The sequence below is a fragment of the Mycobacterium bulgaricum genome (assembly GCF_041287165.2).
In the GTDB taxonomy this organism is placed as follows: domain Bacteria; phylum Actinomycetota; class Actinomycetes; order Mycobacteriales; family Mycobacteriaceae; genus Mycobacterium; species Mycobacterium bulgaricum.
The window spans coordinates 259,071-273,265 of sequence record NZ_JBGGKV020000006.1 but is presented as its reverse complement, the minus strand read 5'-3'; the positions used below and the strand labels follow the sequence as shown (position 1 = coordinate 273,265).

Genomic DNA, 14,195 nt, shown 5'->3' with positions numbered 1-14,195 from the left:
TCAGGTCAGGTAGCGATACGTCGGCGAGCCCGGCTCCAGCAGCTCGACATGGCACTCTGAGCCGTGCATACGTGCGAGCAGGCCTTCGAGGTCGGCCGCGGAGTTCATCTCGATGCCGACCAGCGCCTCACCGGTCTCGCGATTGTTGCGCTTGACGTATTCGAACAGCGTGATGTCGTCGTTCGGGCCGAGCACCTCGTCGAGGAACTTGCGCAATGCGCCGGGTTCCTGGGGGAAGTCGACGAGGAAATAGTGCTTGAGCCCGAGGTGCACCAGGGACCGCTCGAGGACCTCACCGTAGCGGGACACGTCATTGTTGCCGCCCGAGATCAGGCACACCACTGTCGAGCCGGGCTCGATGTCGGCATCGAAGAGTGCAGCCACCGACAGCGCACCCGCGGGCTCGGCGATGATCCCCTCGTTCTGATACAGATCGAGCATCGCGGTGCACACCGCACCTTCGTCGATCGTGGTGATCGACACCATGTCGCCTGCGGCCGACAGCGCTGCGAACGGCTTCGCGCCCACCCGCGCGACGGCCGCGCCGTCGACAAACTGGTCGACGTCTTCGAGGGTCACGGGTTTGCCGTGGGCCAACGCGGCCACCAGCGCCGCGGCTCCCGCGGGTTCGACGCCGAGCACCGACGTCGTGGCGGTACGTTCTGCGAGGTAGGTGGTGATCCCGCTGATGCAGCCGCCGCCACCGACCGGCACGATCATCAAGTCGGGTTCTGCACCCAGCTGGTCGAGAATTTCGACACCGATGGTGCCCTGCCCTGCCATCGTGCGCAGGTCGTCGTAGGGCGGAACCAGCGTGGCGCCGGTACGGGCGACGTCGTCGAGCGCAGCCTGTGCGGCCATGTCGTAGGTCTTCCCGCCGACGATGAGCTCGATGAAGTCACCGCCGTGATAAAGGATGCGGTTGCGCTTCTGTTTGGGCGTCTTGGCGGGGACGTAAACCCGACCGTGGATACCCATGGAGCGGCAAGCCAGCGCGAAGCCCTGAGCGTGGTTTCCTGCCGATGAGCAGACCACCCCGGCGGCCTTCTCCTCAGGGCTCAGCTGCATCAGCAGGTTGTAGGCCCCGCGCAGCTTGTAGGAGCGGACGGCCTGGAGATCCTCGCGCTTCAGGTACACCTGTGCGCCGGTGATCGCCGACAGGCGGTCACTGAACTGCAGCGGCGTCTTGGCCACCACCCCCGAAATTCGCTGAGCGGCCTCGTCGATGTCCCGGGCACGCAGCGGCGCACCGGGATCGATTCGGGGGCTATGGCTCAGCTCAGCGGACACCGGACAATGGTGCCACCGCACCCCGCCGCCGGAGAAATGCCGCGGATGAACATGTAGGCAGGCTAGAAAAATCGATGCGCCGCAATCAGCGTTTCGGTTGACCGAAAACTTTCCTACGAGCTATCGTGAATTCGTGACGACTGCCGAACATCTCAGCGACGCCGTGTCCCGTCCGGCCTCGACGGTGTCGATTGCGGGCGTCGCCTGGCCCACCTACAAAGTGGTGGCGCTGATCGTGGGGCTGCTGGTTTTCGTGGTCGTCGGAGTGGCGACAGCCTCCGCGGGCCCGGCGGTTCTGAGCGGGGCCGGCGCCGCCGCTCTTGCCTGGCTCAGCATCGGCCTCCTCACCTCCTCGCGCACCTGATTCCGCGGGGCCCGCTTTCGTCAGCCGCCCAGGCAGCCCGGGCCCAGCAGTTCTTTCAGATCTCCCATCAGCGCCGATGACGGCGTCACACGCAGCGACTGATCCAGCTCCAGCGTCGTGATGCGCTCGCCGTTGATCAGCCGAAGATGAACCTGCGAGGTCCCGGGGTGGCGGGCCAGCACCTGCTTCAGCGCGGTGACCTTGTCCACGGTGCACTGCCGCGTGGGCAGGCTCACCGCGACCGGCCGGTTCGCCTGGGCGCTCGAGAAGTCGGGCACGATCAACTCGTTGACGATCAGTGAGATCCTGTCGTCTCGCTTGGCCACCTTGGCCCCGATCAACACGACGACGTCGTCTGCGATCTCCGCGCCGAACATCGAATAGGTCTGCGGAAAGAACAGCACCTCGATGCCGCCCGAGAGGTCTTCGATCTGCGCAGACGCCCAGGGCAGGCCGTTCTTGTTGACGCGACGGTTCACCGACGCCAAAATCCCGCCGACCCGCACCTGGGTGTCGTTGGCGATGTCGCCTTCGAGGATCGCCGGGATCTGGGTGTCCACCTGGGCGGTCAACAGATGGGCGATGCCGTTGAGGGGATGGCCCGACACGTAGAGGCCGAGCATCTCGCGTTCGAGTGCGAGCTTGTGCTTGTCCTCCCACTCCTCGTCGGGCACCTTGATGGTGAACGCGGAGTCCCCGCTGTCTCCCCCGGCGTCTGCCCCACCGAAGAGGTCGAACTGCCCCATCGCCTCGGCCTTCTTGGTGCCCAGCACCGAGTCGACGGCGTCGGTGTGCACGAGGAACAGACCCTTGCGGGGGTGGCCGAGCGAGTCGAACGCGCCTGCCTTGACCAGCGACTCCGTCACCTTCTTGTTGCAGGCAGCAATGTCGATCTTGTTCAAATAGTCGGAGAAGTCGGTGTACTTACCCTTCTCCGCACGCGTGTTCACCAACGAGGCAACGACATTCGCGCCGACGTTGCGAACGGCGCCCAGACCGAAGCGGATGTCGTTGCCGACGGAGGCAAAGTTCTGCACGGACTCGTTGACGTCGGGCGGCAGCACCGTAATACCGAGCCGGCGGCAGTCCGCCAGATACACCGCCGCCTTGTCCTTGTCGTCCCCGACCGAGGTGAGCAGGCCCGCCATGTACTCGGCCGGATAGTTGGCCTTCAGATACGCCGTCCAGTACGACACCAGCCCGTAACCGGCCGCGTGCGACTTGTTGAACGCGTACCCGGCGAACGGAAGGATGGTGTCCCACAGGGCCTTCACCGCACCCTCGGAGAACCCGTTCGCGGTCATGCCTTCATGGAAGCCCTTGTACTCGGCCTCGAGGACCTCGAGCTTCTTCTTGCCCATCGCCTTTCGCAGCGCGTCGGCCTTGCCCATCGTGTAGGACGCGACCTTCTGGGCGATGAACATGATCTGCTCTTGGTAGACGATCAGGCCGTAGGTCTCGGCGAGGATCTCCTTGAGCGGTTCCTCGAGCTCGGGGTGGATCGGCTTGATCGCCTGGCGGTTGTTCTTGCGATCGGCGTAGTCGTTGTGGGCGTTCATGCCCATCGGACCCGGCCGGTACAGCGCGAGCACGGCCACGATGTCGTTGAACTCGGTGGGCTGCATGCGGCGCAGCAGATCTCGCATCGGACCGCCGTCGAGCTGGAACACGCCCAGCGTGTCACCGCGGCCGAGAAGTTCGTAGGCTTTCGGGTCGTCGAGCGCGAGCGACTCCAGGTCGAGGTCGATGCCGCGATTGGCTTTGATGTTCTCGATGCAGTCGCCGATGATGGTCAGGTTGCGCAGCCCGAGGAAGTCCATCTTCAGCAGGCCGATGGCCTCGCACGACGGGTAGTCCCAGCCCGTGATGACTGCGCCGTCCTGCGGGCGCTTCCACAGCGGGATCGCATCGATGAGGGGCTCGGAGCTCATGATCACCGCGCACGCGTGCACACCGGCGTTGCGCACCAGACCCTCGAGGCCCCTGGCGGTCTCGTAGATCGTGCGCACGTCGGGATCGGTGTCGATGAGGCTGCGCACCTCGGCGGCTTCCTTGTACCGCTCATGGGTCGGATCGGTGATGCCCGACAGCGGGATGTCCTTGGCCATGATCGGCGGCGGCAGCGCCTTGGTGATCCGGTCGGCGATGGCGAAGCCCGGCTGGCCGTAGTTGACGCGCGCCGAATCCTTCAGCGCAGCTTTGGTTTTGATGGTGCCGAAGGTGATGACCTGGGCGACGCGATCGCTGCCCCACTTGTTGGCCGCATACCGCAGCATCTCGCCGCGACGACGGTCGTCGAAGTCGATGTCGATGTCGGGGGCCGACGGACGTTCCGGGTTGAGGAAGCGCTCGAACAGCAGGCCGTGTGGGATCGGATCGATGTTGGTGATGCCCATCGCGTAGGCCACGAGGGAGCCTGCTGCCGAGCCGCGGCCGGGGCCGACCCGGATGTCGACGGACTTCGCGTAGTTGATCAGGTCGGCGACGATGAGGAAGTACGACGGGAAACCCTTGTCGCAGATGACCTTGATCTCGTACTCGGCGCGCTCGATGTAATCACTGGGCACCGGCCCCCCGGGAGAAACACCGAACCGGCGTTCCAGTCCCGCCATGACCTCGTGGTGCAGCCAGGACGCCTGGTCATGCCCTTCGGGCACCGGGAAAACCGGCATGCGATCCTGCGGTGCCCACACGTCGGTGTAGGGCTGCACGCGCTCGGCGATGAGGAGCGTGGAATCACACGCGCCAGGCACCTCGTCGTCCCACAGCGCGCGCATGTCGGCGGCAGACTTGAGGTAGTAGCCGTCGCCGTCGAACTTGAAGCGCGTCGGATCCGACAGCGTTTTTCCGGTCTGCACGCACAGCAGCGCCTCGTGGTTCCGCGACGCCTCTTTGGTGACGTAGTGGCAGTCATTCGTGGCCAGGGGTGGGATGCCGAGCTTCTGCCCGATCTCGATCAGGCCTTCGCGGACGCGGCGCTCGATGTCGAGGCCGTGGTCCATCAATTCCAGGAAGAAGTTCTCCGGCCCGAAGATCTCGCGCCACTTGGCGGCCGCGGCCACCGCCTCGTCATAGTGTCCCAGCCTCAGCCGGGTCTGCACCTCGCCGGACGGGCAACCGGTGGTCGCGATGATGCCCTTGGCATGCTCGGCGATGATCTCGGCGTCCATGCGCGACCACTTGCCGAGCTGCCCCTCGAACGAGGCGAGCGACGAGAGCTTGAACAGGTTCCGGAGCCCGGTGGCGTTCTCGGCCACCATCGTCATGTGGGTGTAGGAGCCGCTACCGGAGACGTCGTCGCTCTTCTGGCTCGGATCGCCCCACAGCACGCGCTTGGTCTCGAACCGCGACGCAGGGGCGATGTACGCCTCGACCCCGATGATCGGCTTGATGCCCGCATCGGTGGCGGCGTTGTAGAACTCGCTGGCGCCGAACATGTTCCCGTGGTCGGTCATCCCGATCGCGGGCATCTCCAGCCGCAGCGCCTCGGCCAGCATCGGTTTGACCTTGGCGGCGCCGTCGAGCATCGAGTACTCGGTGTGGTTGTGCAGATGCACGAAAGAACCGCTCATAGGGACGCCAGTTTAGGACCGACCACCGACACCGCTCGGCGTGTCGTGGTGCGTGTCTCGCGAACTTCGGATCAGGCGTCGATCGCGGCCGCAACCGCACCGTTCAGCAATCCGCTACGAACCATTCGCATCAATTGCCTGGCTACCTCGGAAGTCAGTTCGGCACTTGAGTCCTCGGCGAGAAAACCCGTATGGAACCCGAACCCCCAGAAGAGCGCCGCCAGCATGTCGGCCACCGCACGGGGATCGTTGCCCGCATCCAGCTCGCCGCGGCGCACCGCATGGGCCACCGCGCCGTCGTAGAACGCGTGCACCGCTGCCACGATCGCGGCTGCCGCCTGGTGCCTGTGCACCGCCCGGTGGTGGTCTATCCGCGCCGTCATGACCAACTTCATCAGCGCCGGTTCGGCCTCGCCGAGCCGGTGCAACTCCCTCGTGAATGCTGCTAGTTGCGCGAGCAGCGACCCCTCGCACAGTGCCGTGGTGGCGCAGTTCTCCATCCGCTCGCAGACGTCGGCGAGCAGCTTGTCGTACAACTCTTCCCGGGTGGCGAAGTAGTAGTGCAGCGTCGGACGGCTGACCCCGGCCCGCTGCGCGATCTGCTGGAACGTCGCCGCCTGGTAGCCGCGTTCGGCGATGATGTCGCGGGCCGCCCGCATAATCGTCAGCCGTGTCCGCTCGGAGTCCGCCCCCACCGGACGACCACGTTTGCGAACCGACGGCACCGCGAGGGTCTCGTTCTCCACGAGCAAACGTTAGGGCATAGCTACTGGCGGGTCAATGAAATCGCGCGCAAAGGTCACGCGACGGGAGGTGCGGAAAGCCGACGCTCGGCCCGTGCGCGTCGCACCGCGTCGACCGTGAAGACCAGCAGCGCAACCCAGATCAGAACGAAGCCGAGCCACCGCATCGGAGGCATCGCCTCGTGGCCCACGAACACTCCCCAGGACAGCTGCATCGCCGGAGTCACGTAGAACAGCAGGCCCAACGTGACCATCGGGAGCCGCTGTGCGGCTGCGGCGAAGAGCAGCAGCGGCAACGCCGTGAGCACACCGGAGAGAACCAGCAGCGCGACGTGGCCGCCTCCGTGACCGGTCAGGGTGCCGCCGCCGGTGAGCTGCAGCACGGCCACATACGCGAGCGCGAACGGGGTCGCGATCGCCGCTTCGATGCCGACGCTGACCCGGGGGTCCGTCGGCACCAGCTTCTTCACCGCACCGTAGAGACCAAAGGACAGCGCCAGGCCGAGCCCGACAAGCGGCGGCTCGCCGAGCTGAACCGTGAGAATCACCACCGCGACGACGGCGATGGCCAGCGCACTGAACTGCCAACGGTTCAATTTCTCACGAAAGATCAACAGGCCCAGGGCAATCGACACCAATGGATTGATGAAGTAACCGAGCGCGGCGTCGACGACGTGACCGTTGTTCACCGCGTACACGTAGATGAGCCAGTTGGCGGAGATGAGGCCGGAGGCCGCGACGAGCAGCAGCCAGATGCGGCCGCTGATCGCCCTGATGTCCCCGAGCCGCCGCACCGCTGTGACCACGACGCCCATCAACGCGAAGCTCCAGATGACCCGGTGGGCGAGCACCTCGACAGCGCCGGCCGGTTTGAGCAACGGGAAAAACGCGGGGAACAGCCCCCACATCACATAGGCGCCGGCGCCGTAGAGCAGGCCGGACCTCACAAGTCGTGCTGCCGCAGAACGTCCAACGCGTGCTGCAGATCGGCCGGGTACGGGCTGGTGATCTCGACCCGGCGGCCATCCGCGGGATGCGCGAACGCCAGCGACCGCGCATGCAGCCACTGACGGTCCAGTCCGAGGCGTTTCGCCAGCGTCGGGTCGGCGCCGTAGGTCAGGTCACCGGCGCACGGGTGATGCAACGCCGCGAAGTGCACCCGGATCTGATGTGTGCGGCCCGTCTCGAGATGGATGTCGAGAAGGCTGGCCGCCTGATGCGCCTCCAGCGTGTCGTAGTGCGTGATGCTGTGCCTGCCGCCCTCGACGACCGCGAATTTCCAGTCGTGCCCGCGATGCCTGCCGATCGGAGCGTCGATCGTCCCACTCGACGGATCCGGATGCCCCTGCACCAGCGCGTGATAACGCTTTTCGACGGTGCGCTGCTTGAACGCCCGTTTCAGCGCGGTGTAGGCCCGCTCCGACAGCGCCACGACCATGACGCCGGACGTTCCGACATCGAGACGGTGGACGATGCCCTGACGCTCGTGGATGCCCGACGTGCTGATCCGGAACCCCGCCGCGGCCAAGCCGCCGAGAACCGTGGGCCCGTGCCAGCCGACCGTCGCATGCGCGGCCACCCCCGGCGGCTTGTCGATCGCGACGATGTCGTCATCCGAATAGAGGACGTCCATGCCCTCGATGTCGACGGGTGTGTTCTCCACCGGCGCAGGCGCTTCCGGGAGCTGCACCTCCAGCCACGCACCCGCGATCAGCTTGTCGGACTTGGCCGCACGAACCCCGTCGAGCTCGACACCGCCGTCCTCGGCGATCGCGGCGGCCGCGGTCCGCGAAAGCCCGAGCAACCGGGCAAGGCCGGCGTCGACTCGCATACCTGCGAGCCCCTCGGGCACCGGCATCGAACGGGTCGTCATCCTTCCCCGGGTTCGGCGTCCGGCCGGCGCCTCCCGACGGGGTCTTCTGCGTCGTCCGGCTGGCGCCTCCCGACGGGGTCTTCTGCGTCGTCCGGCTGGCGCCTCCCGACGGTGTCAAAATCGAAGCCGAACAACGACAGCGCCACCAGCAGGATCGCCCCGCCCACGACCGCAGGGTCGGCGACGTTGAAAACCGGCCACCAGCCGATCGACAGGAAGTCGACGACGTGGCCGCGCAGCGGCCCGGGTGAGCGGAAGAACCGGTCCACCAGATTGCCCAGCGCGCCGCCGAGGATCATCCCGAGGCCCAGCGCCCACCACGGCGAGACGAGCCTGCGGCCCATCCAGATGATGCCGATCACGACACCGGTCGCCACCAGGGTCAGCACCCAGGTGTAGCCGGTGGCCATCGAGAACGCAGCCCCCGAATTGCGCACCAGGGTCCAGGTCACGGTGTCGCCGATTATCGAGACGGGCTGGCCCGGCGTCAGCAGTCTGACCGCGAGGACCTTGGTGACGATGTCGAGCACCAGCACGACCGCGGCGATCGTGAGGAGCAGGCGCAACCGGCGCCGCACCGGCGGTTGCTCGGACTCCCCCGTAGCCACCGGGTCCGCGCCGGTGGCGCGCTCGGCCTGGCTCGACGATTCATCTGTCACGCCCCCATCATCGCAAAGTGCCGGTGGGTGAGAATTCCACCCATGGGTCACCTCGTCGTCATCGCCACCGGCGGCACCATCTCGACCGTCTCCGATGCCGCGGGCGTGAAGCGTCCGACCCGCTCCGGCGCGGACCTGACCACCGGACTCGATGTCGAAGTGCGCGACGTGTTGGCGGTGGACAGCTCGCAGCTGACGCCTGCCGACTGGGACTCGATCGGCGCGGCGGTCCGGCAGGCCGCCGCCGACGACACCACCGACGGCATCGTCGTCACCCACGGCACGGACACGCTGGAAGAGACGGCGCTGTGGCTAGAGCTCACCTACGACGGTGCGCCGCCGGTGGTCCTGACCGGTGCTCAACGTAGCGCCGACGCCGCGGACGCCGACGGACCCGCCAACCTGCGAGACGCGGTTGCCGTCGCGAAGGACTCCCGGTGGCGGGGCCACGGGGTCCTGGTGAGCTTCGCCGGGTCGGTCTTCGAGGCGCTCGGCGTGCACAAGGTCGCGACCACCGACCTGCAGAGCTTCGCCGGCAGCTACGCCGGCCCGGGAAACGCTCGCCCGCATTTCGGCCCCCTCTCGGCCGCCACGGCTCCGCGCGTCGACATCGTCGCCGCGTACCCGGGGGCCGACACCGCCGCACTGGATGCGTGCGTCGCGGCGGGTGCGCGCGGCATCGTGGTGCAGGCTCTCGGGTCCGGCAACGCCGGATCCGCACTCATCGACGGCGTACGCAGACACAGCGGCGACGGCGTGACGGTCGTGGTGTCGACGCGCGTCCCCGGCGGCCGGGTCAGCCCCGGATACGGGCCGGGGCGTGACCTGGTCGACGCTGGAGCGATCGTCGCCCCGCAGCTGCGGCCGCCGCAGGCGCGTGTGCTCCTCATGGCCGCACTGGCCGCGGGTCAACCGGCCCGGGACGCTTTCGAGCGGTGGGGCTGAGTCAGTTCTGCTTACGGGCCATCTCGTCGACAAACTCCGGCCAGTCGAGGCTGTCCACCGGGTTCGCTCGGCTGATCGCGGGATCGGTGTCGGGAAGCGTGCGCGCATGCCCCGGGCCGCTGCTGCGGGTCTCGAACCGCACCGTCATCACCCCGTGCCCCGCACCCTGCACCCAGCCGTGCCCGAACTCGGTGTGCCGGACGTCGTCCCCGACACGCCAGGCGGGCGCGGCCGCGGCGACATCGGCCGGCGTCGCGGGCAGGCTGCTGTCGTCCGACGTCTCCTCGATCAGTCCGGCGTCGCTGAACAGCGGCTCCTGCTGAACGTCGGACAGCCCCGAAAAGCCAACGCCCACAAGGCGAACGGGGCCGATCTCGACAGGGTCGAGCAGCAACCGCCGCGCGGTGCCGATCAGCGTCGGCGCGTCTGTCGTCGCGTAGGGCAGCGTGGCCGACCGCGTCAGTGTGCTCATGTCGGACCGCTTGAGTTTGACGGTGACGGTGCGTGCCCCCCTGCCGTCCTTCTCCAGCCTGCGGTGGGCGTGGTCGCCGATCGGGCCCAGCGCCTCCCGCAACTGCGGGAGCGTCGTGAGGTCCTCGGCGAACGTGGACTCGGCGCTGATCTGTTTGGCGGGGGCGTTCTCGGTGACGGGGCGGTCGTCGATTCCGCGCGCCAGCCGGTGCAGCGCAGGACCCACCGTCGCGCCCAGGATGTCGGCGACCTCGGTCTCGGTGAGGGCGGCGAACGCGCCGACGGTGTCGATGCCCAGTCGGTGCAGTTTGTCCTCCGCGACAGGCCCGATCCCCCACAGCCGACGCACCGGCAGGCCCGACAGGAGCGTGAGCTCGACGTCGCGCCCGACCACCCGGATGCCGTCGGGCTTGGCCAACCCCGACGCGATCTTGGCGATCTGCTTGCCCGAGCCTGCGCCGACGGATGCCACGAGCCCGGTCTCCGAGCGCACGCGGGCCCGCAGCTCGGTGCAGAACGCCTCGACATCGGATTCCCAGGCGCCCGCCAGTTCGGGCGGCTCGCCGAACGCCTCGTCGAACGACAGCTGCTCCAGCACCGCAACCATTGAGCGGACGGTGTCGAAGACCCGCCTGCTGGCGGTGCCGTACACGACGCCGCGCGGCGGCAACACGACCGCCGCTGGCCCAACCAGACGTCTGGCCTGCAGCATCGGCATGGCCGAGCGGGCGCCGAACACGCGGGACTCATAGCTGGCCCCCGCCACCACACCGCGGCCGCCGACGCCGCCGACCAGCACCGGCCTGCCGCGCAAGGTGGGCCGGGTCAGCTGCTCCACGGATGCGAAGAACGCGTCCATGTCCAGGTGCAGGACCCATCGAGCGGCCACAGATGCCGATGCTAGGGCGTGCCGGTTAGCGTGGGCCCGTGGCACACCCGAGCGAACCCGCAGACATCGCGATCCGGGACGAGACGATCCGGCTCGGACAGTTCCTCAAGCTCGCCGGGTTGATCGATTCGGGCGCAGACGCCAAATCCGTGATCGCGGACGGGCTGGTCACGGTCAACGCCGAGGTCGAGCTGCGGCGCGGCAGGCAACTGCGCCCCGGCGACGTCGTCGAGCTGGGCGGACGTGCTGCCCGCGTCGCGGTCACGCCTTGACGATGGCCACCCGCACGCCGTCGCCGATCTCGACACCATCGGTGGGATCGCCGAACTCGAAGCTGGTCGCAAGGATCTCGCCGGCGATCAGATCCCGATGGGTCAGCGCCCACTCCTGATGAGGCCCTGGCACCGAGACGACCACCGAGATGCGATCGGAGACGTCGAGTCCGGAGGACTTGCGCAACTCCTGCAGTTCGCGGATGCGGTCCTTGGCCCAGCCCTCCGCTTCGAGCTCGGGGGTGACGGTGCCGTCGAGCACGACCAGGCCCGCGCCGTCACCCAGCGCCGCGGTGAACTCCGGATCTGCTGCCACCAGCCGTGAGCTGTACTCCTCGGGCTGCAGCACGGCGGGTCCGGCCGTCAGCGTGCCGTCCTCGTTGACGACCGCCTCCCCTGCCTTGACTGCCTTGATCGCCGCCTGCACGTCCTTGCCGATCCGCGGTCCCGCAACGCGGGCATTGACCGCCAACTCGAACTTGCCGTGTGCGGCGATGTCGTCGGTGAGCTCGACCGCCTTGACGTTCAGCTCGTCGGCGATCAGATCCCGGTACGGCTCAAGCCGGCTCGGATCCTCAACGGCGACAGTCAATTTCAAAAGCGGTAGGCGAACCCGCAGCTTCTTGGCCTTGCGCAGCGACGAACCGGTCGAGGCGACCTCGCGCACCAGGTCCATGTCGGCGACCAGTTGCGGATCGGCGGGCAGCGACTCGGCATCGGGCCAGTCGGTCAGGTGGACCGACCGCTGCCCCGTGAGGTCGCGCCAGATCCGCTCGGTGGCCAGCGGGAGCAGCGGGGCGGCCAGCCGGCAGGTCACCTCCAGCACGGTGTGCAGGGTGTCGATGGCGTCGGTGTCCTCCTCCCAGAACCGCGAACGCGACCGCCGCACATACCAATTCGTGAGCGCCTCGGTGAACTGCCGCAGTTGATCGCAGGCCTGGGAGATGTCGCAGACGTCCAGCGACGCCGTCAGGTCGTCGCGCAGCACGGCGAGCTTGGCGAGGATGTACCGGTCGAGCACATTGGTGGAATCGGTGCGCCACGTACCCTTCTCCGGCGCGTAGAGCGCGAGGAACGTGTACGCGTTCCACAGCGGGAGCAGCACCTGCCGGACGCCCTCACGGATTCCCTGCTCGGTGACGACCAGGTTGCCGCCGCGCAGGATCGGTGAGGCCATCAGGAACCACCGCATCGCGTCGGAGCCGTCGCGGTCGAAAACCTCGGACACGTCCGGGTAGTTGCGCAGCGACTTGCTCATCTTCTGGCCGTCGTTGCCCAGCACGATGCCGTGCGAGACGCAGGTGCGGAAGGCCGGCCGGTCGAACAGTGCTGTCGCCAGGACGTGCAGCGTGTAGAACCAACCGCGGGTCTGGCCGATGTACTCGACGATGAAGTCACCCGGGAAGTGGGAGTGGAACCAGTCCTCGTTCTCGAACGGATAGTGGACCTGCCCGTAGGGCATCGAACCCGAGTCGAACCAGACGTCCAGGACGTCCTCGATGCGGCGCATCGTGGAGTTGCCGGTCGGATCGTCGGGATTAGGGCGCGTCAGCTCGTCGATGAACGGCCGGTGCAGATTGTCCGGCCGCACCCCGAAGTCGCGTTCGAGCTCATCGAGGCTGCCGTAGACGTCGATCCGGGGGTATGCCGGATCATCGGATTTCCACACCGGGATCGGGGTGCCCCAGTAGCGGTTTCGCGAAATCGACCAGTCCCGAGCGCCTTGCAGCCACTTACCGAACTGTCCGTCCTTGACGTGTTCGGGATACCACGTGATCTCCTGGTTGAGTTCGACCATGCGATCACGGAATTGGGTCACTTTGACAAACCACGACGAGACCGCGCGGTAGATCAGCGGGTTCCGGCACCGCCAGCAGTGCGGGTAGGAGTGCTCGTAGGTGTCGTGGCGCAGCAGCACCGCGCCGTTGACGGCCGCAGCACCGGTGCCGTTCTTGAGGTCGCGGATGATCTGAGGGTTCGCCTCGAACACGTGTTGGCCCGCGTAGTCGGGGACGGTCGAGTCGAAGCGGCCCTTGGCGTCGACGGGGGTGACGGCGTCGATGCCGCCGGCCTGCGCGGTGGCCATGTCGTCTTCGCCGTAGGCCGGCGACATGTGCACCAGCCCGGTGCCGTCCTCGGTGCTGACGAATTCTGCGGGAAGCACCCGGAAAGCGTTCGGCGAATCCATGAAATATGGGAACGGCGGCGCGTAGTGCACGTCGAGAAGGTCCCGCCCTGCGTAGGTGCCGACGACCGCGGGCTCTTCGCCGAGCTCGCGCGCGTAGGCACCGAGCCGGGCCTCGGCGAGCACGAATCGCTCACCGTCGGTCTCGACCACGGCGTAGGTGACATCGGGGTTGACCGCGACGGCTTGGTTCGACGGCAGCGTCCATGGCGTCGTGGTCCAGATCAGGAGATACGCTCCCTCGAGCTCACCCGGTGTGGTGATCCGGAAACCGACGGTCAGCGCCGGATCCTGCCGATTCTGATAGACGTCGTCGTCCATCCGGAGCTCGTGGCTCGACAGCGGGGTTTCGTCGTTCCAGCAGTAGGGCAACACGCGGTTGCCCTCATAGGCCAGACCCTTGTCCCACAGCTGTTTGAAGACCCAGATCACCGACTCCATGAAGCCGATGTCGAGCGTCTTGTAGTCGTTGTCGAAGTCGACCCAGCGGGCCTGCCGGGTCACGTACTCGCGCCACTCGCCGGTGTATTTGAGGACCGACTCGCGACATGCGTCGTTGAACTTTTCGATGCCCATCTCTTCGATCTGGGCCTTGTCGGTGATGCCGAGTTGGCGTTGCACCTCCAGTTCGGCGGGAAGCCCGTGGGTGTCCCATCCGAAGCGACGTTCCACCTTGTATCCGCGCATCGTCCGGTAGCGCGGAACGATGTCCTTGACGTAGCCCGTCAGAAGATGCCCGTAGTGCGGCAGGCCGTTGGCGAACGGCGGACCGTCGTAGAAGACGTACTCCGGGGCGCCATCGCGCTGTTCGATGCTGGACCGGAAAGTGTCGTCGCTGTCCCAGAACGTCAGCACCTCGGCTTCCAACGCCGGAAACTTCGGCGCGCCGGAAGCGGGCTTGGGATATGCGGTCACGTGCTACGTCTCCTGTG

At 67.2% G+C, this 14,195-nt stretch carries 11 protein-coding genes; 3 read left to right on the top strand and 8 right to left on the bottom strand.

What is annotated here, in order from left to right; translation table 11 throughout:
* Window positions 1–1,290, bottom strand: a complete 1,290-nt coding sequence (ilvA, locus tag ACAG24_RS18335; RefSeq protein WP_370474103.1) for a threonine ammonia-lyase IlvA — start codon at window positions 1,288–1,290, stop codon at window positions 1–3.
* A 133-nt stretch (window positions 1,291–1,423) separates the two neighbouring features.
* Between ilvA and ACAG24_RS18330 the strand changes: the two genes are divergently transcribed.
* Window positions 1,424–1,654 (top strand): hypothetical protein, encoded by a 231-nt coding sequence (locus tag ACAG24_RS18330; protein ID WP_370474102.1) that lies wholly within the window; start codon window positions 1,424–1,426, stop codon window positions 1,652–1,654.
* 20 nt (window positions 1,655–1,674) lie between these two features.
* Here ACAG24_RS18330 and dnaE read toward each other — a convergent pair whose 3' ends face one another.
* The 5 genes from dnaE to lspA form a co-directional block, all read right to left on the bottom strand.
* Window positions 1,675–5,226, bottom strand: a complete 3,552-nt coding sequence (gene dnaE, locus ACAG24_RS18325; RefSeq protein ID WP_370474101.1) for a DNA polymerase III subunit alpha — start codon at window positions 5,224–5,226, stop codon at window positions 1,675–1,677.
* A gap of 71 nt (window positions 5,227–5,297) precedes the next feature.
* The gene (locus tag ACAG24_RS18320; RefSeq protein WP_370474100.1) at window positions 5,298–5,972 is read right to left on the bottom strand and encodes a TetR/AcrR family transcriptional regulator; all 675 of its coding nucleotides are present in this window, start codon (window positions 5,970–5,972) and stop codon (window positions 5,298–5,300) included.
* A gap of 53 nt (window positions 5,973–6,025) precedes the next feature.
* Window positions 6,026–6,916 (bottom strand): EamA family transporter RarD, encoded by an 891-nt coding sequence (gene rarD, locus ACAG24_RS18315; protein WP_370474099.1) that lies wholly within the window; start codon window positions 6,914–6,916, stop codon window positions 6,026–6,028.
* On the bottom strand, window positions 6,913–7,842 hold the full coding sequence (locus tag ACAG24_RS18310; RefSeq protein WP_370474098.1) for an RluA family pseudouridine synthase: 930 nt from the start codon (window positions 7,840–7,842) through the stop codon (window positions 6,913–6,915). The genes rarD and ACAG24_RS18310 overlap by 4 nt, the downstream gene beginning before the upstream one ends.
* Complete coding sequence (lspA, locus tag ACAG24_RS18305) at window positions 7,839–8,501, bottom strand: signal peptidase II (protein ID WP_445206214.1); 663 nt, start codon at window positions 8,499–8,501, stop codon at window positions 7,839–7,841. The genes ACAG24_RS18310 and lspA overlap by 4 nt, the downstream gene beginning before the upstream one ends.
* Before the next feature lie 42 nt (window positions 8,502–8,543).
* On the opposite strand from lspA, the gene ACAG24_RS18300 reads away from it, so the two are divergent.
* Window positions 8,544–9,446: an asparaginase gene (locus ACAG24_RS18300; RefSeq protein WP_370474097.1), complete on the top strand. Its 903-nt coding sequence runs from the start codon at window positions 8,544–8,546 to the stop codon at window positions 9,444–9,446.
* Window position 9,447: 1 nt separating this feature from the next.
* On the opposite strand, the gene ACAG24_RS18295 is transcribed toward ACAG24_RS18300, so the two are convergent.
* Window positions 9,448–10,806, bottom strand: coding sequence for a DNA polymerase IV (locus tag ACAG24_RS18295; protein WP_370474096.1), 1,359 nt, complete (start codon window positions 10,804–10,806; stop codon window positions 9,448–9,450).
* A gap of 38 nt (window positions 10,807–10,844) precedes the next feature.
* Between ACAG24_RS18295 and ACAG24_RS18290 the strand changes: the two genes are divergently transcribed.
* Window positions 10,845–11,078 carry an RNA-binding S4 domain-containing protein gene (locus ACAG24_RS18290; RefSeq protein ID WP_370474095.1) on the top strand — a complete coding sequence of 78 codons (234 nt, stop codon included), beginning with the start codon at window positions 10,845–10,847 and terminating at the stop codon, window positions 11,076–11,078.
* On the opposite strand, the gene ileS is transcribed toward ACAG24_RS18290, so the two are convergent.
* A complete protein-coding gene (ileS, locus tag ACAG24_RS18285; protein WP_370474094.1) occupies window positions 11,068–14,178 on the bottom strand; it encodes an isoleucine--tRNA ligase in 3,111 nt (1,036 codons plus the stop codon). The genes ACAG24_RS18290 and ileS overlap by 11 nt on opposite strands.
* Between the last annotated feature and the right edge of the window lie 17 nt (window positions 14,179–14,195).

Bases quoted from the DNA above. Each gene is read 5' to 3' on its own strand.
- dnaE (WP_370474101.1), bottom strand. From the start codon at position 5,226: ATGAGCGGTTCTTTCGTGCATCTGCACAACCACACCGAGTACTCGATG.
- ACAG24_RS18310 (WP_370474098.1), bottom strand. From the start codon at position 7,842: ATGACGACCCGTTCGATGCCGGTGCCCGAGGGGCTCGCAGGTATGCGA.
- ACAG24_RS18300 (WP_370474097.1), top strand. From the start codon at position 8,544: ATGGGTCACCTCGTCGTCATCGCCACCGGCGGCACCATCTCGACCGTC.